Here is a 22,933-nt window from a genome sequence, read left to right on the forward strand (position 1 = left end):
AGAGACCATGACCGCCAAACCCGTACTGTTCTCCGAGGACTACTACCGGAGCATCGTCAAGGAATACGGATACAGTCCCTTCGATCTCCAGAGGTTCGACTTCGACCTGGCCGGGTTGAGCCAGAATGAATTGAACCTCCGCTATCTGTGCCATCATGCGGCCGACCTCTATACAGCCGCATCCACGAGTAGCCGAATCGTTACGACGGGATTCGGAATGTCCGGACCACCCCACATGGCAACCGCCTCTCACATCATGAAGATGGTGCGCCTGCAAAACGGCGGAGAGAAGTGCCAGATCGTTTTGGGAGATCTCGACGCCTACAACGGTCGCGGACGGTCCTACGAGTTCACCAGTGAGCTGTCCGAACGCTTCCGTCTCTTCGCGCAACGTCTGGGATTCGACGATTCGAACGGAATCCTCCGCAACCAGCGAGACCATAGTGAAGCCCTGACCAACATGTACCTGCTCGGGCGATACACCCAGGAGAACGACTTCCTGACCGCAGAGGAGGACAACCACGCTTACTACGTCGCACGCGGCATCGTGGACGCGACCATGACCTTTCGCCGCCGCCTCTCGCTTGCCCTGATGGCCTCCGACTTCGTCACCTTGGGCCAGACCCACGAAGCCGTCCTGGTGCTCCTGGGTGTCGACGAGCACAAATACGTACGATTCGCGCAGGAGGTGGCCCGCCGATTCGATGACGACGCACCCTTGAGTGGCGGCTTCACTTTGGCCGCCCTGTACGCTCGACTTAACTCGGGGTTCAACGGCCACCCGAAGTTCTCGAAGAGCATCCCGGGGTCAGGGATCAGCGTCGAAACGCCGAACGACGAAATCCTCCGGCTCGTCCAGGACGATAATTGTCAAGACCCTGCGTCGTCGCCCGTTTTCCAACTGATGCATCAGATGACCTACTGCCCCCACGAGGATCTCATGCGCATCCATCAAGACTGCGCCGAGAACAATCACCGATGGAATTCGGAGAAGAGAAAATTCGCGGATTTTCTGGTGCACGTTAAAGAGCTGTGGCCATGAAAAACGCCAGCATCGGACACGTTCCCTCAGGTATACTCCGCCCGTCCTATGAGCGAGCCTTCGATCCATACAGGAACCCCATGACACGCCTTGGCGAATCCGAAGCGCGAGCCCTTGAGCTACTCGCGCAGGACCTCTCCTCTGACAAGACCGTCGAGGACCTTCTGGCCGAGACCAGCGCCAGGCGTCAGCTTGACCTGTCCGACCTCAGTCCCAAGGAGCAGGCTGAGCTGATCGCCGGCCGAACCGTCGGCATTCTGCCCTCGCTGGACTCTCTGACTTCGGCCATTGACGTGGCCAGGAGCGAGGGGAGGCCGCTGCGGGTCAAGCTCGGCATCGATCCCACCTCCGCCGATGTCCACCTCGGCCACACCGTCCCGATGATCATCCTCAGCCGGTTCCAGAGGATGGGACACCACGTTGTGCTCATCATCGGTGACATCACCGCGAAGATCGGCGACCCCTCCGGCCGGTCCGACGAGCGGCCTCCGCTGACAGACGAGGACATCGCCAAGAACCTGGCCACCTACCGGAACCAGGTGGCACCGTTCTTCGACTTCCAGCGAGCGGACTTCCGCCACAACAGCGAGTGGCTTGCCGAGATCCGACTGCCTGAGCTGATCGGGGTGCTGTCTCAGATCCCCGTATCGATGTCGTTGCAGCGAGAGGACTTCCGAACCCGCCTCGCCGAGGGCCAGGGTCTGGCGATGTCGGAGTTCATCTACGCCGTAGTCATGGCGATCGACTCCGAGAAGATCCACGCGGACATCGAGCTTGGCGGCGTCGACCAGCTGCTCAACATGCAGATGGGGCGCAAGGTCATGGAGATCGCCGGCCAGAAGCCGCAGCTGGTCATCAGCATGCCGCTGATCGAAGGCACCGATGGCACCGGTGCCAAGATGAGCAAGAGCAAGGGAAACTACATCCCTTTGACTGCCGCCTCAGACGACATCTTCGGCAAGATCATGTCGATTCCGGACCGGCTGACTGTGCCGTACCTCAAGGCATGGACTGAGTGGACCGACGCCGAGGTGGACGCCGCTGTCGCCCGGATCGAGAACAAGACCCTGCATCCGATGGACCTGAAGAAGGTTCTCGCCGGCGAAGCCGTCGCAGCTGTGCACGGCCGCGAGGCAGCGGCTGCCGCCCGTCGGCACTTCACCTCCCAGTTCTCCAAGCGCAGCTTCAGCGACGTCGAGTCGCTGCCCGTGGTGGATGCTTCGCACGGCGGCGAGTCGGTGGGCGCCGTACTGACCCAGGTCCTGGAGTTCACGCCCAGCATGTCCGCGGGCCGCCGCCTTGCCAAGCAGAACGGTCTGCGCGTCGTAGTGGAGACCGAGGAGGGCCAACGGACGGTGAACCTGTCGGAAGACGACATCGTCCGTCCTCTGCACGAGACCGTGACCGCCGCCCTCTCCGCCGCTGACCTGGTAGGAGTCTCTGACACCGTCTACCTCAAGGTCGGCCGCAAGGTGGCCAAGATCGAAGGCGTGTAGCGCAGAGCAGCCGCGCCGAAACCAGCTCCACGCATCAGGCACCAGTGGGGCGTGTTTATGCATCCAACGATGCACAAACACGCCCCGTCCCAGTCGCATTCTGGAGGGGAAGTCCGAAGTGTTGGTATTCGCGCTCAAGCCAGGCCACGACGGGACCGTCGCGGTGATCCGCGACCGGCAGCTGCTGTACTCCCTGGAGTCCGAGAAGGACTCCTTCGGACGCTACGCAGCCGTGAACGTCAACACCATCCTGGACATCGCCGAACACGTCGACCAGCTGCCCGACGTCGTGGCCCTCGGAGGATGGCGTGAGCAGGGGGCCATGCGGCATCGCTCGATCGGCGCCGGCTACGACGGGCTCGACGCCCTCACCCAGCGCCCGATGCGGTTCTTCGGCAAGGAGGTGCGCCTCTTCAGCTCCTCACACGAGCGCTCCCACCTCATGATGGCCCTCGGTATGGCACCGCGGGGCGAACACCCACTGCAGACCGTCCTCGTATGGGAAGGAGACACCGGTGCCTTCTACCTCGTCGACCAGCATTTCAAGGTCGTCAAGCACATACCCGTGCTCACCGAGCCCGGAGGCCGCTTCTCCTTCCTGTTCGCCCTCGCCGACCCGAGCTTCCCCGACGAGGGTGCGCTGCCCCGGCTGAACGACGCCGGAAAACTCATGGCCCTGGCGGCCTACGCCAATCCCGAGGACGCCGACGCGGACATCAGCGCCACCGTGGACCGGCTGCTGAAGACCGACAGTGTGTACCCGGCCCCCAAGAAGGACTTCCGCGACTGCGCGCTGTACAACGCCGGCGTTGAGTCCCAAGTGACCAAAACGGCCGCCGCCCTTCTCACCCAGCGGATCTTCGCCTTGTTCGCAGACGCGGCCCGCGAACACCTACCGGCTGGCACTCCCCTGCGCATCTCGGGCGGCTGCGGGCTCAACTGCGACTGGAACGCCGAGTGGGCCAACCTCGGCCACTTCTCCTCGGTGTTCGTCCCTCCCTGCACCAACGACTCCGGTTCAGCCATCGGCACCGCGATCGATGCGCTCACCACCATGACCGGCGACCCCTACATCGACTGGAACGTGTACAGCGGACTGGACTTCGTCCACGACACACGGCCAGACCCGGCCCTGTGGCAGCGCACCTCACTCGATCATCGAGCACTGGCACAAGCCCTCGGCCAAGGACGCGTGGTGGCCTGGGTCCAGGGCCGCTGGGAGATCGGGCCCCGTGCACTGGGCAACCGCTCGCTGCTGGCCGAGCCGTTTCGGCAGGACACCAAAGACCTCCTCAACACCATCAAGCAGCGCGAGACCTACCGCCCCATCGCACCGTGCTGCCGAATCGAGGACGTCGACACGGTCTTCGACGGAGCCTTCGAAGATCCCTACATGCTGTACTTCCGCAAGGTCAGGCGTTCCTCGACCGTCCAGGCCGTCACGCACGTGGATGGATCCGCCAGGGTCCAAACCGTCAGCCGAAACAGCAATCGGGAACTTCACACCCTGCTCTCCGCCTTCGCAGCCGAACACGGCGTCGGTGTCCTGTGCAACACCTCCCTCAACTTCAACGGCCACGGATTCATCAACCGGATGTCGGACCTCGTGCGCTACTGCGAAGCACGAGGCATCCACGACATGGTCGTCGGCGACCAGTGGTTCCAGAGGCGCCCAGGGGTGTGAAGGTGTGCCGTTCAGATGGCCGCAGCGGCGATGGGTAACGTCGGCAGGCTGCAGCCGTTCGTCGGCGCGGCACTCCTGGAGATGGCCTTCGACCCCATACGCCCGGCGGCCGATGTGAATCTCGCACCGCTCCAGAGGCTGAAGCGCACCAGTGTGACCGACGAGGTGACTTCGGGCGGGAGAAAACGATCTCTCCGAGTAACGACTGCTCGTTGATCGTCTGGTTCACCGCGGCGAGAGCGCTCAGCCTCGGTCCGTTGCTACATCAACGGTTAAGCGCACAGGCAGTGAGGCTCGCCGACCGCGTGCCCAGGATGGCCGCCCTCTGAGTGTTGGCGCTCCAGCCCGAGCAACTTCAGCAGATCGGCCGTCACCACCCGATAGGCGTTCCCAAGCCGCAACACCTTGACCGGATACTCCCCCTGCTTGGCGAGCCCGTATCCGGTGGAGCGGCCGATCATCAGCGCTCGGTTCGCGGTGTCGAGGTCGATGACCGCCGGGAGAGCAAGCAGTTCGTCGCTCGTGAGCGCTCGCGTCTCACGGGAAGCGTCAGGTGCCTTCATGATGCCCTCCCGGGGCCTATTAGTGCCGCAGTGGTGTCATAGATGTATCACGGAGTTGCGGCAGCACCTTTTACCGATCTAAAGTGCATCCATGAAACCTGATCAATGGCCGACGGCGTTCACCGCTCGCGTCGTCCAGGGGATGCGAGAGGCGCGTAGGGCCGCCGGCCTCACCATGGGCGATGTCGCTCATGGCTGCGCCGACCGCGGTTTGACGGAGATCACCGAGCAGTCCGTGAAGAACCTGGAGTCCGGCCGTAAGGCGAGCATGACGATCGCCGACTTCGTCGTCCTGGCCGACGTCCTCGGCGTCCCGCCTGTGACCCTCCTCTTTCCGCTCGGCACCTCCGCCACCGTGGAGGTCCTGCCTGGGCGCGAGGTATCAACCTGGGACGCGCTCGCTTGGTTCACCGGCGAGACCCCCTCGACTCACCCCAACCCCGAGGGCACCGCCCGCGAAGTCCTCGACGTCTTCCGCAACCACGGCGACCTGGTGGCCGCAGCCACGGCCTCCACCGCCCTGGCTAAGGAACGGCGGCGAGCGGCGAGCACCACCTTGGACCGGACCCGCCGAGCCACCCTCCTGCAGCGCGCCGAAGGCTACGAAGAGCACGCCTTCGAGGACTGCCAGGAACTGCGCGCCTTCCGCGCCCGGATGCGTGAACGCTCCCTCGTACCCCCGGCCCTTCCCGACGAGATCACCTTCGTCGACCAGCCCGAAACACAGACCCAGCCGGAGGACGGCCTTCAATGAGTGGCACGACCACCCGGCGGTGTTCCTGCCGCGACCCGAAGACCGGGAAGAACTACGGCAAGGCGTGCCCGAAGTTCGCCAGCAAGCGTCACGGCACCTATGCCGTACGCCACGAGTTGCCCGCCCGCCAGGACGGTACCCGGCGCGAGTACCGCCGCTCGGGCTTTCCCAGCGCCACGAAGGCATCCGAGGAACTGGACAAGATCCGGGCACTGCTGGCCATACCCGACGAGGACGACCCCGCCGGACTGATGCTCATCAGCGATCTGCTGGAATCCTGCGCCCGGAGCAAGGAGCCGCTACCCGACTACGACGAGACCCGGCGCCGGTTCACCACCGGGCAGACCCTCAACGCGAAGACCACCGTCGCCGAGTGGCTCGACCTGTGGCTCGCGGGCCGCAAGCGGCTGCGGCCGACCGGACTCAAGCGCTACGAGCTGGACGTGCGCGTACACCTCAAGCCGCACCTGGGCGAGCTGCGTCTGGACAAGCTCCGGGTGCACCACCTGGACAAGATGTTCGACGCCGTCAACGAGGCCAACATCGAGATCAGCGAGCAGAACGCACAGCGGCGGGCCGCCATCACGCAGCTCAGGGCAACCTCGCGCAAGGGCGCGGACGGCCGGGCCCAGCGCGCCGCGCTCCAGGAGTCGATCCAGGCCATGCCGCCCTTCCGCCGGGTCACCGGGGCCAGCACCCAGCAGCACATCAAGGCCACCCTGCGCGCCGCGCTGAACGTTGCCATCGCCCAGCAGGCGATGCCGAACTTCAACCCGGCCGAGCACGTCGAAGTCGAGCCCGGCGCCAAGCCCAAGGCGCTGGTGTGGACCGACGAGCGCCTCGCCCACTGGCAGGCCACCGGCACCAAGCCCTCCCCGGTCATGGTCTGGACCCCGGAACAGACCGGCCGTTTCCTCGACTTCATCGCCGATGACCGCCTCTACGGCCTGTGGCACCTCATCGCGTTCCGGGGACTTCGGCGCGGTGAAGCCTGCGGGCTGCGGTGGATGGACCTCAACTGGGCGGACTCCTCGCTCGCCGTGGCAACCCAGCTCGTCCAGGACGGCTGGGAAATCACCGAAGGCGCCCCCAAGACGAACTCAGGCATACGCACCATCGCATTGGACGAGGAGTCCATCGCCTACCTTCGCGAGCACAAGAAGCGGCAGGCCGGCGAGCGCGCTCAGTGGGGTTCCGCCTGGAAGCTGACCGGGCGCATCTTCACCCAGGAGGACGGCTCCTGGCTCCACCCCGGCAAGGTTTCCGACCTGTTCGAGCGCCTGGTGGCCACCGCCGGACTGCCCCCGGTCCGCCTCCACGACCTGCGCCACGGCGCCGCCACCCTCATGCTCGCCGCCGGAATCGACATCAAGGTCGTCTCCGACACCCTTGGCCACTCCGACACCCGCATCACCCGGGACATCTACCAGGCCGTTCTCGACGACCTCGCCCGCGCCGCAGCCGAAGCCGTCATCAAGCTCGTCCCCCGAGCCCGCACCCGGGGCAGCAAACCCCGTGCGGCGGAGCCGCCCCGGCCGATGCCGGGCATGGCCCCACCGAAGCGCCCCCATGGCCACGCGGATACGGCCGACGGCCAGAGCGCGTAAGCGCTCCAGCCAAACATCAGGCCCCGGTCAGCATCTCGCTGACCGGGGCTCTCTCGTTGCCATCTCAGCAGGGCGAACCGTCCGCCAGTCATGGAAGCGAGCAGGCAATAGCGGCCCTGCCGCAGGCACATTGCAGCCACCACCCTGCTCTGCGGAGATCCTGCGTCAGAGTCGATACTGCGCCACCAGTCTCCCCGCCATGCTTCCCCCGCGGCAAGGCCGGGGGGCGACCACCGCCTCGGGTGTCGCGACCGCACTACGGACCGGGGCGAAGCGCCTCGGCGTCGAGCGCGCCACCGTCGCCCGAACCCGCCGCACCGTACGCGGCGGCCGAGCCACCGCCACCCTTCGCGTGCACCACTGCGCCCGCTCGCAGGTCGCCCAGATCGCCGCGCGTACAAGCCGCGCAAGGCCGGCTGCAAGGCCGCGACCGCCTGCCTCGCCCGCACCGTCACGGCGGCGTGGTCAGCGCAGCGCCCTTGGGGGAGCTACCGCCCGCGACTTCGCTCAAGCTCTTCGAAAGCGCGCATTTTACGCGCGACTTACTGGATGGTAACCGACCTTAGGGCGACGCCCACCAAACGGAGAAGGGGCACCCCCGTCCGATCCGCCAAGGCCACTAAGACAAGAGGCAAGCGGCCTCGGACCCGGTGTTCACGGGACCGAGTCCAAGGCCTTGACCAGAACCTGAACCCACCAGGAGTGATCGTGAACCACACCACACAGTCCGCTGCCGCCCTGACCATCCCGCCGCTATTCGACGCCGACGCCCGCACCACCGAGCCCACCATCCAGGACCGCGCCAACCTCACCCTCGTCCCGTCCGCGCCAGCCTGCATCGTCTGGTCGTGGTGCACCGTCACGGGCGACCACGAGATGCACACCTCCCACGACGTCACCATCGAGCAGTCCGGCGGCGGGACCGTCCTGGACGCCCGCGTCATGGCCGAGGACGGCCGCGACGGCGGCCCCGGCCTCGCCCCGTTCATCGACTACTGCGAGACCGACCTCACCCCCGATGGGCTGCGCGCCGAGGTCGCCAACATCCGCGCTGCCCTGCCCCGCCTGGAGGCGCTGGCGGACATCGTCGACGGCACCCCGACAAAGCTGTCGGTTGCCCAGGTTCTCGACAGCCTCGACCGGTTCCTCACCACCGACGGCGACCCGAAGGTCACCGCCTTCGTCGACTACGTCAAGGAACAGGTCGCCGAGTCCGACGACCCTGCCGCGACGGTGGAGGACATCGCCTTCGCCATCGCCCACCACCGGGCCAGCAAGTCCGTCACAGCCCGCCAACGCCTCACCGAGTTCCTCACCGAGCACAACATCACCCAGATTCCGGCCAACGGCCCGAACGGTGACGCGCTGACCGGGCCGCTCTACTTCCGCGAGCGCGACGGCCGCCGCTTTCTGGTGACGCCGGTCGGAGCGGCCCCGGCCGAAACGCTGGAATACCTGCGCGGCGTATTCACCGCCCAGGAGCAGGCCGCACCAGAGGCACGCACCTGGTCCATCACCACCGAAAGCGGGGCGACCGTGAGCGGCCACCTCCCGGCATGGACCGAGGGCGACCCGAGCAGGACCGATCTGCCCGACGACAAGCTCCAACTCCACCTCTCCGACGTGACGCACTACCAGGCCCTCCCCGGCCAGCCGATGGTGATCAACACTCCGTTCGGCATCGATGGGGGCCGCGAAATCTACGAAGAGAACGTGTTCTGCGCAACGATCACGTGCTCCCCGCATTCCCCCATCCCCGCCCACCGTGTCCCGACCGCGACCATCACGGTCGTCGAGGACTGCGTCATGGAGGACTTGGACCCACAGGACGTCACAGCCGTCGCGGCCAAGCTGTGCGCGCAGGCCGACCGCCTCAACCAGGTCGCGCGGCAGCTCGCCGACGCCCGCGCAGACTGGGCCGCGAACGCCGAGGCGACGGCGTGACCGAGCAGCAGCCGACGGCCGGGGCCCAACGCCCCGACCGTCCGGCCACCGACCACATCCTGTGTGTAGGCCAGCGATAGCCGGGCACACCATCGCCACGTCCGACCACGACGGCGTCACCGTCCCCGAGCCCGCCTGGTGCCTCGGTCACCACCCAGTCGGCGCATACCGCGGACATCGGCCAACGGCCGCTCACCGAGCGCGAGCCCGGTACCGGGGCGGTCGTCAACCTCAGCTCGGCGGCAACTGGTACCTCACCACCCTCACCGGATTCCTCGGTCGACACCCTCCAGCAATGGGTGGTGGGCGACTCGCAGATCATCTCCCTGCGGTCGAGGAAGACTCGGTGGTGGGCGGCGAGGGCGCAGCGAGCGACGCCGTGCCGGCAGCGCGCGAGTGCAAACTGCGTTAGCCGGCCGACGCGGCCTTCGTGCCAGATGGATGGTGCAGCCTACGCCGGCTGCGGCAGCACGAGGCCCATTGCATGTACGAAGTCCGTCGAACCGTCGCCGCGAACACTCGAGGTCGCCTGTCCTCGGCTGGGTTGCATCGGCTGGTCTGTGCACGCCTTATCGAGTGTTCGGTGCGTGTTGGCATCGCCGAGCGTCGAAACAACCTGTTCGAGCAATTGACGCCGCACGATGAGACCCGCCATTACCGGGCTGGCTCCATCACATGGCGATTACTGCTGGCTCAAGCGATGGGCGAGCGCAGCGTCGGCGCGCAGGGTCGCCGACATGCCCGCATCCACTTCGTTCTGGTCGTGCTCATCGCCGCAGGGGCAGATACTCCAGCCGTCACGTTCGACCCGTAGGGCTACCGTCTCGCCGATGTCGGCGAGTTCGGTCAGGACACCGACCGGGGTATCGGCCTTATCGCCGACGCCTGCGAAGGCCAGGGCCGCTCCGATCTCGGTGGCCAAGTCCAGCGCATGGGAGGCGGTGCGGCCGTCACCGTTCAGCGCCGCGTACTTGCCAGCCTGGCCGGCAGCCATCACCAGGCGGCCGGCAACCTGTACGGGGACCGCGACGGTGCGGGCGTCGACCCGTACCGGCCGCACGGCGTGCACGTTCTCAGCGCCCTGACGGCCCGGATCCGCGGCAGCGGTGATGGCCTCGGCCACCGCCTCCGGCTGGACCAGGTGGAGCGCCTCCTCCTCGTCCATGCCGATCCGCTCGGCCACGGAACGGACCATCAGCGTTACCACGTCGCGTACGGCCACCGGTTCGACCTCGACTCCGCGCGTCAGCAGCACAGCGCCCGTCTGGGCGACGATCGCCTTGAAGCCCACGTTTTCCTGAATGTCCGGCACCCCTTCAGCCTACGGGCTGCTTCTTGTCGGGATGCGACAACTCAGTAAGGGCAGCGCACCGCTCCACGCGTCCGCCGTCGGGTACCTGGCTCTGCCCGCCGGACAGTCGCGAGCGCCTGCTGGCATCGCTGGACCACCACACGAACAGCGCCCCCAGTGAGCCCCTGCGGCGCGCACCGCGCGCTCCCCAGAAACGGCCCGTTGTGCTCCGCCTGTCCCGACGCGCTCCCCTCGCGCTCCCCTGGCCATCTGCGGGGGCCCCCAGCCGAACCAGCGGAACCGCGATGCACAGGGAGAAAGCAAAAGCCCCAGGTCACGGCGAGTGAGTCCTGAGGCTTTCACAGAGCCGCCTTCGGGATTCGAACCCGAGACCTACGCATTACGAGTGCGTTGCTCTGGCCATCTGAGCTAAGGCGGCGCGCTGGCCGCACACCATGGTGGGTCAGCAACGTCGGCAAGTCTACACAGTTTCCGAAGGTGCTCCGCACACCCCCCGGACGCCTCCCCCGGGGGTACCGCGTCGGGCGTGAGGGGGTCATGAGCAGCGTTTGCCCTGGGGTGGAGGGGTGCCTCGGAGCAGGTAGGTGTCGATCGCGGAGTCGATGCATCTGCTGCCGCGGCCGTAGGCGGTGTGGCCGTCCCCCGCGTAGGTGAGGAGGCGGGCCGAGGTGAGCTGGCGGGCGAGGGACTGGGCCCAGCGGTAGGGGGTCGCCGGGTCGCGGGTCGTGCCGACGACCATGATCGGGGCGGCGCCCTTCGCCTCGATGCGGTGCGGTTCACCCGTGGCCCTGACCGGCCAGTACGCGCAGCCCAGGGAGGCCCAGGCGAGGCCCTCACCGAAGACGGGGGACGCCTTCTCGAAGGCGGGCAGCGACTTCTCGACCTGGTCGGTGGAGGTGAAGGCGGGCGGGAGGTCGAGACAGTTCACGGCGGCGTTGGCGGACATGAGGTTCGAGTAGCGGCCGTCCGCGTTCCGCTCGTAGTAGCTGTCGGAGAGGACGAGGAGCCCCGCGCCGTCCTTCTCCCGCATCGCGGAGGTGAGCGCCTCGCGCAGTCGCGGCCAGGTCGACTGGTCGTACATCGCGGCGATGACGCCGGTGGTGGCGAGGGCCTCGCCGAGTCTGCGGCCGTCCGCGTCGCCGGTGGCGATCGGGTGGGCGTCGAGTTCGCGGAAGAAGGCCTTCAGGTTCGTCCCGACCCGGCCGGGTGTGGTGCCTCTGCCGCCGAGCGGACAGTCCGTCTGCCGTACGCAGTCCCTCGCGAAGGACTGGAACGCCGTCTCGAAGCCCGCCGTCTGGTCGAGGTTCATCCGCCGCGCGGGGAGGGAGGGGTCCATCGCGCCGTCCAGGACGACGCGGCCGACCCGGTCCGGGAAGAGGCCCGCGTACGTCGCCCCGAGGAACGTCCCGTACGACGCCCCCACGTAGGCCAGCCTCCGGTCCCCCAGGACCGCCCGCAGGATGTCCATGTCCCGCGCCGCCTCGACCGTGGAGACATGGCGGAGCAGCTTCGCCGAGTGCGCACCGCAGCTCGCCGCGAACTTCTTGTCCTCGGCGACGAGTCCGGTGATCTCCTTGCGGTTGTCGGGGGTGGTGTCCGTCTGCGTGTACGTGTCCATGTCGCGCCCGTCGAGGCAGGCGACGGGTTCGCTGCGGGCGACGCCCCGGGGGTCCATCGCGACCATGTCGTAGCGGGCGCGCACCTCGGCCGGGTAGCCGACGCCGGCGTACTGCTGGAGGTAGCCGACCGCCGAACCGCCGGGTCCGCCCGGGTTCACCATCAGCGAACCGAGGGGCTTGCCCTTGCCGGTGGCCTTCTTGCGGGCGACCGCGAGCCTGATGTCACCGCCGGCGGGCCGGTCGTAGTCCAGGGGGGCCTTCATCGTGGCGCACTCGAATCCGGGCACTCCGCAGGTGCGCCAGCTGAGCTTCTGCCCGTAGTACGGGGACAGCGTGCCCGGCGTGGAACGTGGCAGCGCGGCCAGCACCGCCTCCGCCGCCTTGGTGGTGGTCGTCGCACTCCCCGTGGACGCGGAGCAGGCCGACACGAGCAGCGAGGTGGCGGCCAGGAGCGCTCCGGCGATACGGGCCGTGCGGGCCGGGGAGGTGGTGGGGGCCGTCCGGTCGCGCCGGCTCGTGCGGGCAGGAGGGAGGGGAGGACGCCTGCTGTGCAAGTGCATCATGCGAGCGTAACTCTGAGCGATCGGTCGGACGCCCCACGTGAGGGATGTGCCTCTTACGAGTGACGCCGTCAACGCGCGGCACCGCGCACCGCCTCGGCTCCCCCGGGGCCCCCCGCCCGGCTCTCAGCCCGCTCTCAGCGCCATGGTCATCGCCTCCACCGCCAGCAGGGGTGCCACATTGCGGTCGAGCGCCTCCCGGCACGCGGCGATGGCCTCGATGCGGCGGAGCGTCGACTCCGGGGAGCCGCCGCGGGCGAGACGCTCCAGGGCCTCCTCCGCGTCGGCGTTGGCGATAGCCACCCGGGAACCGAACTGAAGGGCCAGGACATCGCGGTAGAACGCGGTCAGGTCGGTCAGCGCGAGGTCCAGGCTGTCGCGCTGCGTACGCGTCCTGCGGCGCTTCTGCTTGTCCTCCAGGTCCTTCATCACGCCCGCCGTGCCGCGCGGCATCCGGCCGCTCTGGCTCGCGCCCATGGCGGTCTTCATCTCATCGGTCTCCTTGCCGTCCCGCTCCTCGGCGAGCTGCCTGGCGTCCTCCGAGGCCGCGTCGACCAGTTCCTGGGCCGCCTTGAGGCAACTCCCCACGTCGTCGACGCGCAACGGCAGCTTCAGCACCGCCGCCCGGCGCTCCCGGGCGGCCGGGTCGGTGGCCAGCCGGCGCGCCCGGTCGACGTGCCCCTGCGTCGCTCGGGCGGCGGCCGCGGCCACGACCGGCTCGATGCCCTCCCGCCGTACGAGCATGTCGGCCACGGCGTCGACCGACGGCGTGCTCAGGTTCAGGTGGCGACAGCGGGAGCGGATGGTGGGCAGGACGTCCTCGATCGAGGGGGCGCAGAGCAGCCACACGGTGCGGGGGGCGGGCTCCTCCACCGCCTTGAGGACGGCGTTGGCCGACTTCTCGTTCAGCCGCTCGGCGTCCTCCACGAGGATGACCTGCCAACGGCCGTTCGCCGGCGAGGTGAACGACTTGCGGACCGTGTCCCGCATGTCGTCGGCGAGGATCTGCGAGCCCACCGCGGCGACCGTGCTGACGTCGGCATGGGTGCCGATGAGCGCCGTATGGCAGCCGTCGCAGAAGCCGCAGCCGGGGATTCCGCCGAGCGCCCGGTCGGGGCTGACGCACTGGAGGGCGGCGGCGAAGGCCCGCGCGGCCTGGGTGCGGCCGGCGCCGGGAGGTCCCGTGAACAGCCAGGCGTGCGTCATCTTCGACGCCTCGGGCGGCGCCGTGCCGGTCGCGACGGCGGTGACCAGGGCGTCGGCGTCACGGGCTGAGGCGGCGAGCTGGTCGCTCACCTTCTCCTGGCCCACCAGGTCGTCCCACACGCTCATGGGTCACCGGCCCTTTCGTCACGCCGCGCACTCGGGGTTACGCGATCCATTGTGCGGGGCGCCACTGACAACGCGGTCCGAGGCGCCGGCACGGACCCTCGCACCGGCGCCCACAGTGGCCTCGACGCCCCTGACGCCCTCAGCCTCGGCGTCCCCTGCCGCGGCCCCTGCCGCTCGGGCCGGGGCCATCGCCGTGCTCGTCGTCATCGTCGCGCGGGCCGAGCAGCTCGTCCGCCAGCGTCGGCAGGTCGTCCAGCGGAGTCTCCTCGGCCCAGTCGGGCCGCGGCCGGCGCCGGGGCGCCCCCTCCTCGTCGACCTGCGGCAGCTCCCGCGTACGGTCCTGACCCGCGCCGGAAGCCGCGTCCGCAGGCTTCCCCTCCGGGCGGCCACCCGGCCGCTCGTCCCGGAAGAAGCCCGAGGGCACCCGGTTCGAGGGACCCTGCCCGCGCACCGGAGGCAGCACCGCCGTCTCGTCCGCCGCCCTGGAGGGAACGGGAGGCAGTACGGCCGTCTCGTCCGCCGCGCCCTTGGGCACCGGGGGCTGCGGCAACTGAGCCGTCACCTCGGACTCGGAGACGGCCGCGGACCGCTCACCCGACCGCCCGGCACCGGACACCGGCCGCAGCACCGCCGTCTCCTCGGCTGAACGAACTCCCTTGCCACGTTGCGCTTCTGACTGACCGTCAGCAGACCGTCCGGTTCCCGGTCGGCCTGCCCCGGCCCGGCTGCCCGCACTCGGCGGCCTGACCATCGGCGTCTGCACGGTCGACGCCTCCGACGGCGTCCCGGCGGGGTCGGACGGCCGGCGAGCGGCCACCTCGGCAGCGGCGGCGGCCTCCGCCGCGAGCCGCCGGGCCTCTTCGGCGGCGAGCAGGGCCGCCTCCGCCTTGCGCTGCTTCTCCCGGCGGCGCTCCTCGGCCTCGGCACGCAGCCGGGCCTCCTCCTCGGCCTGCCTGCGCAGCCGGTCCGCCTCGGCCCTGCGCCGGGTTTCCTCGGCGGCGCGGGCCTCCTCCTCGGCGAGCAGGCGGGCCTTCTCCTCCTCGGCACGCCGGCGCGCGTCCTCGGCGCGCTGCCGGGCCTCCTCCGCCTGGCGTTCTGCCTCGCGGCGCTGCGCCTCCTCCAGCTCGCGCCGCTTGCGCTCCTCCTCCTCGGCGCGCAGTTTGGCGAGCTGCTCCTGGCGCTCACGCTCCAGGCGCTCCTCCTCGGCCTTGCGGGCGGCCTCTTCCTCGGCCTTGCGGCGGGCCTCCTCCTCGGCGGCCCGGCGGGCTTCTTCCTGGGCCCTGATCTCGGCCTCGGAGAGCGGCAGGACGGTGTCGAGCCGGTGCCGGATCACGGTGGTGACGGCCTCGGGCTCCTGGCCCGCGTCGACCACCAGGTAACGCCCGGGATCGGCGGCGGCCAGGGCCAGGAAACCGGACCGCACGCGCGCGTGGAACTCGGCGGGCTCCGACTCCAGCCGGTCCGGCGCCTCCGTGAACCGCTCGCGGGCGGTCTCCGGGGCGACGTCCAGGAGGACGGTCATGTGCGGGACGAGTCCGTCGGTCGCCCACCGGTTGATCCGGGCGATCTCGGTCGGGGACAGGTCGCGGCCCGCGCCCTGGTAGGCCACGGAGGAGTCGATGTAACGGTCCGAGACGACGACCGCGCCGCGCTCAAGAGCCGGTCGTACGACGGTGTCGACGTGCTCCGCGCGGTCGGCCGCGTACAGCAGCGCCTCCGCGCGGTGGGACAGTCCCGCCGACGACACGTCGAGCAGGATCGACCGCAGCCGCTTGCCCACCGGGGTGGCGCCGGGCTCGCGGGTCAGCACGACCTCGTGCCCCTTGCTCCGTATCCACTCGGCGAGCGCCTCGGCCTGGGTGGACTTGCCGGCGCCGTCGCCGCCCTCCAGGGCGATGAAGAAGCCGCTCGTGGCGGGCACCGTGACCGGGTCGTCGCCGCCGAGCAGCGCGTCCCGCAGATCGTGCCGCAGCGGCACCCCGGAACGGTCGTCGACCTTGGCCAGTACCAGCGCGGCCACCGGCAGCAGCAGCGCGCCGACCAGCATCAGGGTGAACGCCGCGCCGCCGTGCGCGAACACGAACTTGCCGTTCTCCAGCCGGTGCGGGCCGATCAGGGCCGCGACCAGGGGGGCGATCAGCGCGCCGAGCGCGACGGAGATCCGGACGACCGCGTGCAGGTGCTCGGTGGTGCGGCCCCGCCGGTAGTCCTCGGCCTCCTGGTCGAGCAGCGTGTGCCCGGTGTTGGCGGCGACGCCCGCGCCGATGCCGGCCAGGGCGACGATCAGCAGCACGGTGGTGACGTCCGGGACGAGTCCGGCGGCGAGCAGGGCGACGCCGGTGAAGGCGATCGCCAGCGCCAGCAGCCGGCGCCGCGACAGGGACACCAGCACGGCGGGGGCCGTACGGATGCCGACGACGACACCGCCGGTGAGCACCAGCACCAGCAGCCCGAAGGTCACCGGGCCGCCGCCCAGGTCCTTGGCGTGCAGCACCGCCACGCCGACGACGGCCGCGACCGCCCCGGCCACGGCGGCGCAGGCGAGCACCAGCAGCGGGATGGCGCCCGTACGGCCCTTGTCGATGCCCGTGCCGGTACGGGGGCGGCGCAGTCCCTCCAGCGGCGACCGCGCGCGCGGGGTGCGGATGCCGGGCAGTTCCAGGTAGGTCAGGACGGAGAGGGATCCGGCGAACAGCCCGGCGGCGACGTAGGAACCGAGGGCGACCTGGTGCTGCGCGAACCAGGTGATGCCGGTGCCGAGCAGGTTGTTGAGCAGGGCGGCGACGACGAGGGCCGCGGCGGCGACGGGGATCGTGACGAAACTCGTCCGCAGCGACAGCCTCCGCAGCGCGTCCATGTGGTCGGGCAGCGGCCGGACCGTCGCTCCCTCGGGAGGCGGTCCCGGCAGCAGGGCGGGTGCGGCGCTCTCGCGGCACACCGTCCAGAAGCGCTCGGCGACTCCGGTCACGAAGGCGGTGACCAGGAGAACGGCCAGCGCGTTGGCGGGAGTCCAGTCGATCCAGAGCGGGGCGACGATCAGCAGTGCGGCCCGCAGACCGTCGGCGCCGACCATGGTCCAGCGCCGGTCGAGCGGGCCGTCGTGCGAGGTGAGCGAGGTCAACGGGCCGAGCAGGACTGCCCCGAAGAGCAGCGTCGCCAGGACGCGCGCCCCGAAGACGGTCGCCACCGCGAACGCCGCGCCCCGGTAGCCGCCTCCGAACGAGCCCTGGCCGATCGCCGCTTGGAGGGCGAGCACGACCAGCACCAGGAGGGCGAGGATGTCGCCGACACCTGTCACGAGCTGTGCGCTCCACAGCCGCTTGAGCTGCGGTTGGCGCAGCAGGGCGCGGACGGCACGCTCGCGGGAGTCCGCGACAAGGGCGTCGTCGGGGGCCGGCTGGTGGGCCGTTGGCTGCTGGGCTGGCGTCATGCTTTCAGCCTATCGGCAGCCACCGACAACCGGCCGCGCCCGCCCTGACGTCCGAACGCCCCGACACCAAAGTGATGCCGAGGCGTTCGTTTCGCGAAGCCGAAACCGAGAACCATCCGGTCCGAACCGGTCGATCAGTCCTCGGAAGTGGCCTTCGAGGCGGCCGTCTTCTTCGCGGTGGACTTCTTCGCGGCCGTCGTCGTCTTCGCCGCCGTCTTCTTGGCGGTCGTCGCCTTCTTGGCCGGAGCCTTCTTCGCGGCGGTCGCCTTCTTGGCGGGCGCCTTCTTCGCCGTCTTCTTGGCGGGCGCCTTGGCCCGCTTCTCGGCGAGCAGTTCGAAGCCGCGCTCCGGGCTGATCTCCTCGACGCTGTCGCCGGAGCGCAGGGTCGCGTTGGTCTCGCCGTCGGTGACGTACGGCCCGAAGCGGCCGTCCTTGACGACGACGGGCTGTCCGCTGACCGGGTCCTCGCCCAGCTCCTTCAGCGGCGGCTTGGCGGCGGCCCGGCCGCGCTGCTTGGGCTGGGAGTAGATCTCCAGCGCCTCTTCGAGGGTGATCGTGAAGAGCTGGTCCTCGGTCTGAAGGGAGCGGGAGTCCGTGCCCTTCTTCAGGTAGGGCCCGTACCGCCCGTTCTGCGCGGTGATCTCCACGCCCTCGGCGTCCTTGCCGACGACGCGCGGCAGCGACATCAGCTTGAGCGCGTCGGCCAGGGTGACCGTGTCGAGGGACATCGACTTGAACAGCGAGGCCGTGCGCGGCTTGACGGCGTTCTTGCCCGTCTTCGGGGTGCCCTCGGGGAGCACTTCGGTGACGTACGGGCCGTAACGGCCGTCCCGGGCGATGATCTGGTGGCCCGACTCGGGGTCGGCGCCCAGCTCGAAGTCGCCGCTCGGCTTGGCGAGCAGTTCTTCCGCGTGCTCGACGCTCAGCTCGTCAGGCGCCAAGTCCTCGGGGACGTCGGCGCGCTGGTGGTTCTCGGAGTCCTTCTCGCCGCGCTCGACGTAGGGGCCGTAGCGGCCGACGCGGAGCATGATGTCGTTGCCGATCGGGAAGGACGACACCTCGCGGGCGTCGATCGCGCCCAGGTCGGTGACGAGTTCCTTGAGGCCGCCGAGGTGGTCGCCGTCGCCGTTGCCCGCCTCGGCGGCGCCGGTCGCCTCGCCCTCGCCGAAGTAGAAGCGCCGCAGCCACGGCACGGCCTGCGCCTCGCCGCTGGCGATGCGGTCGAGGTCGTCCTCCATCTTGGCGGTGAAGTCGTAGTCGACGAGCCGGCCGAAGTGCTTCTCCAGGAGGTTGACCACGGCGAAGGAGAGGAAGGACGGCACCAGGGCCGTGCCCTTCTTGAAGACGTAGCCGCGGTCGAGGATGGTGCCGATGATCGACGCGTACGTCGACGGGCGGCCGATCTCGCGCTCTTCGAGCTCCTTGACGAGGCTGGCCTCGGTGTAGCGGGCCGGGGGCTTGGTGGCGTGCCCGTCGACCGTGACCTCCTCGGCGGAGAGCGGGTCGCCCTCGGTGACCTGGGGAAGCCGGCGCTCGCGGTCGTCCAGCTCGGCGTTCGGGTCGTCGGCGCCCTCCACGTAGGCCTTCAGGAAGCCGTGGAAGGTGATCGTCTTGCCGGAGGCGCTGAACTCGACGTCCCGGCCGTCGGACGACGTGCCCGCGATCTTCACGGTGACGGAGTTGCCCACCGCGTCCTTCATCTGGGAGGCGACGGTCCGCTTCCAGATGAGCTCGTAGAGCCTGAACTGGTCGCCGGTCAGGCCGGTTTCGGCCGGGGTGCGGAAACGGTCGCCCGAGGGGCGGATCGCCTCGTGCGCCTCCTGGGCGTTCTTGACCTTCGCGGCGTACACGCGCGGCTGGGCCGGCAGGTAGTCGGCGCCGTACAACTGCGTCACCTGGGCGCGGGCGGCGGTGACCGCCGTCTCGCTCAGGGTCGTGGAGTCCGTACGCATGTAGGTGATGTAGCCGTTCTCGTACAGCTTCTGCGCGACCTGCATGGTGGCCTTGGCGCCGAAGCCGAGCTTGCGGCTGGCCTCCTGCTGGAGCGTCGTCGTACGGAACGGGGCGTACGGCGAGCGTCGGTACGGCTTCGACTCGACGGAGCGGACCTTGAAGTCCGTGTTCTCCAGGGCGGCGGCGAGGGCGCGGGCGTTGGCCTCGTCGAGGTGGAGGGTGTTCGGGCTCTTGATCTGACCCAGGGAGTCGAAGTCACGGCCCTGGGCGACCCGCTTGCCGTCGACGGCCTGGAGGCGGGCGACGAGCGACGACGGGTCCGAGGAGTCTCCCGCGCGGCCGGTCGAGAAGGTTCCCGTCAGGTCCCAGTATTCGGCGGACCGGAACGCGATGCGCTCGCGTTCCCGCTCGACCACGAGCCGGGTGGCGACGGACTGGACACGGCCGGCCGACAGGCGCGGCATGACCTTCTTCCACAGGACCGGCGAGACCTCGTAGCCGTAGAGGCGGTCGAGGATACGACGGGTCTCCTGGGCGTCGACCATCAGCTGGTTGAGGTCGCGCGGGTTGGCGACGGCGGCGCGGATCGCGTCCTTGGTGATCTCGTGGAACACCATGCGCTTGACCGGGACCTTGGGCTTCAGGACTTCGAGGAGGTGCCACGCGATGGCCTCGCCCTCGCGGTCCTCATCGGTGGCGAGGAAGAGTTCGTCGGAGTCCTTGAGCAGGTCCTTGAGCTTCTTGACCTGGGCCCGCTTGTCGGCGTTGACCACGTAGATCGGCGCGAAGTCGTGCTCGACGTCCACTCCGAGGCGGCGGACCTCACCGGTGTACTTCTCGGGCACCTCCGCGGCGCCGTTGGGAAGGTCGCGGATGTGCCCGACGCTCGCCTCGACGATATATCCGGGGCCGAGGTAGCCCTTGATCGTCTTCGCCTTGGCGGGCGACTCGACGATGACGAGTCGGCGGCCGCCGTGTGCGGTCTCGCTGGTCGGGGACAACTTCGCTCTCTTCTCCGGTTGACGCTGGGCCTCCCCTGGGGCCTTCGTCCCGGGGTCGGGTCATGGTGACGCTGCGGAGTGTGACGGTACATCCCGCCCCCGTGTCAAACGGGAAAAGCCCGCAACGGCCACTCGAACGGTAACCCGACTCCCGCCATTCCTGCCGCCCGGAGTACCCCCGGCCTTTTCGGACCTGTCCGGAGGGTGACCCGCCCCTCGCCCCCGGCGCGCTCTCCCGGGGCTTCTCGGGCGGGCGTGTGGCACGCGGTTCCGAGGGCCGGGGCGCCGACGGCGGCGAGGCTCGCGAGGGCCGCCGATGCGACCGGACTCACACCTCGGTCCCCCGGTCCGCGGTCCCGCGCCCGGACCGAGGTCCACGGCAGCGGCACGCCCCCGAACAGGGCGGACACCGTGCCCGCGAAGACCACGGGTACGCGTTCCGTGCGCCTCTCCCCCACCGCGATGCCCCGGTCCGGAAGGGCCGGCCCCCAGGGGCGGCCGGCGGCCCGACCCCCGGTGCACCCGCGGGAGTCGACGCTCAGGGGGTGGTGCCGAATGACGCCTCCGCCCGGGTCGGCGCCGAGTGACCCACCTGACCCGCCGTGCACGCGGCCGTCCCGAATCCGGCCTTCCGGTCCGGTTCGCCGGACGGACGGGCCGCTACGGCGGGTTCGGCGCCGGGTGCCCAAGTCGACTCGAACTCGTTGCCGCACAAGGCGGGTCACACCACACCGACGGTCGGGGTCGCCCCCGGGGTCGCCGTTCGGTACCTCCGGAGGACGACGCCGCCGGGGCGCGTACGCCGGGGCGCGCCGGGGCGGCTCGCGGTGGATCACCGCCGGCTCCGCCGTCCCACGCGAGCCATGCGCGACCCATGGGCGAGCCGTGCGCGAACCGTGCGCGAACCGTGGCGAACGTACGAAGGGTCACCCGGCCGGTTCCAGGAAGCCCTGCTCCACCAGCAGCCGGATCTGCGCGGGGGTGCGGTCGCGCAGCAACACCGGGTCCTCGCCGACCAGTTGGGCGATGGCGTCGAGGATGCGGCCCGCGGTGAGCGTGCCGTCGCAGACGCCGGCGAAGCCCGCGCCGACCGTGTCCACCTTCGTCGCCCGGCGCATGCCCCGGTGCTGACGCAGTACGACGTGCTCGGGGTCCTCGGCGCCGGGCAGCCCGACCTGCTCCTGGACGATCTCGGCCGCCAGCTCGAAACGGCCCGCGAGCAGCGCCGCGTCGTCGTTGGCGCGCAGGTAGTCGAGGCGCTCGAAGTGGGCCCGCACCGTGTCGCCGAGCGGCTGCTCGACCGGATGCGGCCACTCCTCCACGGTGATCGAGGGCACGGCGGCGGCGGTCCTGCGCAGGGTGATCCAGCCGAAGCCCACGGCCTTCACCTTGCGCGCCTCGAACTCGTCCAGCCAGGCGTCGTAGAGCGCCCGGTACTCGGCCGGGTCGCTCCGATGGTCGCCGGCGTCCCTGAGCCACAGCTCGGCGTACTGCGTGACGTCCTGTGTCTCGCGCTGCACGATCCACGCGTCACAGTCGCGCGGCACCCACGACCGCAGCCTGTCCTGCCAGTCCTCCCCCTCCACGTGCTGCCAGTTGGCGAGGAACTGCGCGAATCCGCCCTCACGCAGCCGCTCCCCCGCCTGCTGAACGAGCGTGCGGCACAGATCGTCCCCGCCCATCCCGCCGTCGCGGTAGGTGAGCCGGGCACCGGGAGAGATCACGAAGGGCGGGTTCGACACGATCAGGTCGTACGTCTCGTCGTCCCGGACCGGCTCGAAGAGCGAACCCTCGCGCAGATCGGCGGCCGGGGCGCCGGAGAGGGCGAGGGTGAGGGCGGTGATGTGCAGGGCGCGCGGATTGAGGTCGGTGGCCGTCACGCGCGTGGCGTGCCGGGCGGCGTGCAGCGCCTGGATGCCGGAACCGGTGCCCAGGTCGAGCGCGGCGGCCACCGGTGTCCGTACGGTGATGCCCGCGAGGGTCGTGGACGCGCCGCCCACCCCGAGGACGACGGCCGTGTCCGCCTGAAGACCCCGGCCGCCGATGCCGCCGGCCCCGCCGACCGCGCACCCCAGGTCCGACACGATGAACCAGTCCTCGCCGCCCGGTCCGCCGTACGGCCGTACGTCCACGGTCGCCGCGACGTCGGTCCCCGCATCGCCGGCCGGCACGAGCCACCCGCTCTCCAGGCACTCGGCGAGGGGCAGGACGCCCTCCACGCGTGCGTGCGGTACGGGCTGCTGGAGCAGGAAGAGCCGGACGAGCGTCTCCAGCGGGGTGTCTCCCCTGGTCGCCCGGAGCGCCGGCACGGTCTCGCTGCGGGCCAGCGCCGCGTAGGCGGGGGCGTCGAGGAGTTCGAGGAGGCCGTCGGCGGTGAAGGAGGCCGCGAGCAGGGCGTCCCGCAGCCGGGCGGCGACGTCGGCGCGGTCACCCGCCGGCAACGGGGCCAGGGGGACCGGGGACGCCGGAGACGTCGGGTAAACCGCGGAGGGCAGGGTGTCATCACTCACGACCCCATTGTGTCCGCTCGGACCGACAACGCGCCCGCGCACCCGGAAAGCGCGGCACGCGCGCGTGGAGCGTTCGCGCACACGAACACCCGCCACGCGCGCGTGCACCCGTCCGGGCCCACGGAG

The 22,933-nt window shown here is 70.0% G+C and carries 13 protein-coding genes and 1 tRNA gene; 6 read left to right on the forward strand and 8 right to left on the reverse strand.

Annotation, left to right across the window (positions count from 1 at the left end; translation table 11 throughout):
* The first annotated feature begins 7 nt into the window (after nt 1–7).
* The 3 genes from ABZT12_RS00815 to ABZT12_RS00825 all read left to right on the forward strand — a co-directional run bounded on the left by ABZT12_RS00815 (nt 8) and on the right by ABZT12_RS00825 (nt 4,222).
* Nucleotides 8–1,042, forward strand: a complete 1,035-nt coding sequence (locus ABZT12_RS00815; RefSeq protein WP_356375071.1) for a hypothetical protein — start codon at nt 8–10, stop codon at nt 1,040–1,042.
* An 80-nt stretch (nt 1,043–1,122) separates the two neighbouring features.
* A complete protein-coding gene (gene tyrS / locus ABZT12_RS00820; protein WP_356375074.1) occupies nt 1,123–2,538 on the forward strand; it encodes a tyrosine--tRNA ligase in 1,416 nt (471 codons plus the stop codon).
* Between the two features lie 118 nt (nt 2,539–2,656).
* Nucleotides 2,657–4,222 carry a carbamoyltransferase C-terminal domain-containing protein gene (locus ABZT12_RS00825; RefSeq protein ID WP_356375076.1) on the forward strand — a complete coding sequence of 522 codons (1,566 nt, stop codon included), beginning with the start codon at nt 2,657–2,659 and terminating at the stop codon, nt 4,220–4,222.
* 272 nt (nt 4,223–4,494) lie between these two features.
* Here ABZT12_RS00825 and ABZT12_RS00830 read toward each other — a convergent pair whose 3' ends face one another.
* On the reverse strand, nt 4,495–4,785 hold the full coding sequence (locus tag ABZT12_RS00830; RefSeq protein WP_356375079.1) for a hypothetical protein: 291 nt from the start codon (nt 4,783–4,785) through the stop codon (nt 4,495–4,497).
* 91 nt (nt 4,786–4,876) lie between these two features.
* On the opposite strand from ABZT12_RS00830, the gene ABZT12_RS00835 reads away from it, so the two are divergent.
* The 3 genes from ABZT12_RS00835 (at nt 4,877) to ABZT12_RS00845 (ending at nt 9,090) form a co-directional block, all read left to right on the forward strand.
* Nucleotides 4,877–5,539: a helix-turn-helix transcriptional regulator gene (locus ABZT12_RS00835; protein WP_356375082.1), complete on the forward strand. Its 663-nt coding sequence runs from the start codon at nt 4,877–4,879 to the stop codon at nt 5,537–5,539.
* Nucleotides 5,536–7,146, forward strand: coding sequence for a tyrosine-type recombinase/integrase (locus ABZT12_RS00840; protein WP_356375084.1), 1,611 nt, complete (start codon nt 5,536–5,538; stop codon nt 7,144–7,146). The genes ABZT12_RS00835 and ABZT12_RS00840 overlap by 4 nt, the downstream gene beginning before the upstream one ends.
* Nucleotides 7,147–7,854: 708 nt before the next feature.
* Complete coding sequence (locus ABZT12_RS00845) at nt 7,855–9,090, forward strand: hypothetical protein (protein WP_356375087.1); 1,236 nt, start codon at nt 7,855–7,857, stop codon at nt 9,088–9,090.
* A 682-nt stretch (nt 9,091–9,772) separates the two neighbouring features.
* Here ABZT12_RS00845 and ABZT12_RS00850 read toward each other — a convergent pair.
* The 7 genes from ABZT12_RS00850 to ABZT12_RS00880 form a co-directional block, all read right to left on the reverse strand.
* On the reverse strand, nt 9,773–10,402 hold the full coding sequence (locus ABZT12_RS00850) for a hypothetical protein (protein WP_356375090.1): 630 nt from the start codon (nt 10,400–10,402) through the stop codon (nt 9,773–9,775).
* Between the two features lie 344 nt (nt 10,403–10,746).
* Nucleotides 10,747–10,820, reverse strand: a tRNA-Thr gene (locus ABZT12_RS00855).
* A 117-nt stretch (nt 10,821–10,937) separates the two neighbouring features.
* A complete protein-coding gene (locus ABZT12_RS00860) occupies nt 10,938–12,575 on the reverse strand; it encodes an alpha/beta hydrolase (protein WP_356376660.1) in 1,638 nt (545 codons plus the stop codon).
* Nucleotides 12,576–12,707: 132 nt separating this feature from the next.
* Nucleotides 12,708–13,913 carry a DNA polymerase III subunit delta' gene (locus tag ABZT12_RS00865; protein ID WP_356375092.1) on the reverse strand — a complete coding sequence of 402 codons (1,206 nt, stop codon included), beginning with the start codon at nt 13,911–13,913 and terminating at the stop codon, nt 12,708–12,710.
* Nucleotides 13,914–14,052: 139 nt separating this feature from the next.
* Nucleotides 14,053–17,343: a dTMP kinase gene (gene tmk / locus ABZT12_RS00870; protein ID WP_356375095.1), complete on the reverse strand. Its 3,291-nt coding sequence runs from the start codon at nt 17,341–17,343 to the stop codon at nt 14,053–14,055.
* Nucleotides 17,344–17,477: 134 nt separating this feature from the next.
* Complete coding sequence (gene topA / locus ABZT12_RS00875; protein ID WP_356375098.1) at nt 17,478–20,297, reverse strand: type I DNA topoisomerase; 2,820 nt, start codon at nt 20,295–20,297, stop codon at nt 17,478–17,480.
* Nucleotides 20,298–21,223: 926 nt separating this feature from the next.
* Nucleotides 21,224–22,792: a class I SAM-dependent methyltransferase gene (locus tag ABZT12_RS00880; RefSeq protein WP_356376663.1), complete on the reverse strand. Its 1,569-nt coding sequence runs from the start codon at nt 22,790–22,792 to the stop codon at nt 21,224–21,226.
* Nucleotides 22,793–22,933 lie beyond the last annotated feature (141 nt).

The sequence above is a fragment of the Streptomyces sp. NPDC005423 genome, assembly GCF_040606415.1.
In the GTDB taxonomy this organism is placed as follows: Bacteria; Actinomycetota; Actinomycetes; order Streptomycetales; family Streptomycetaceae; genus Streptomyces.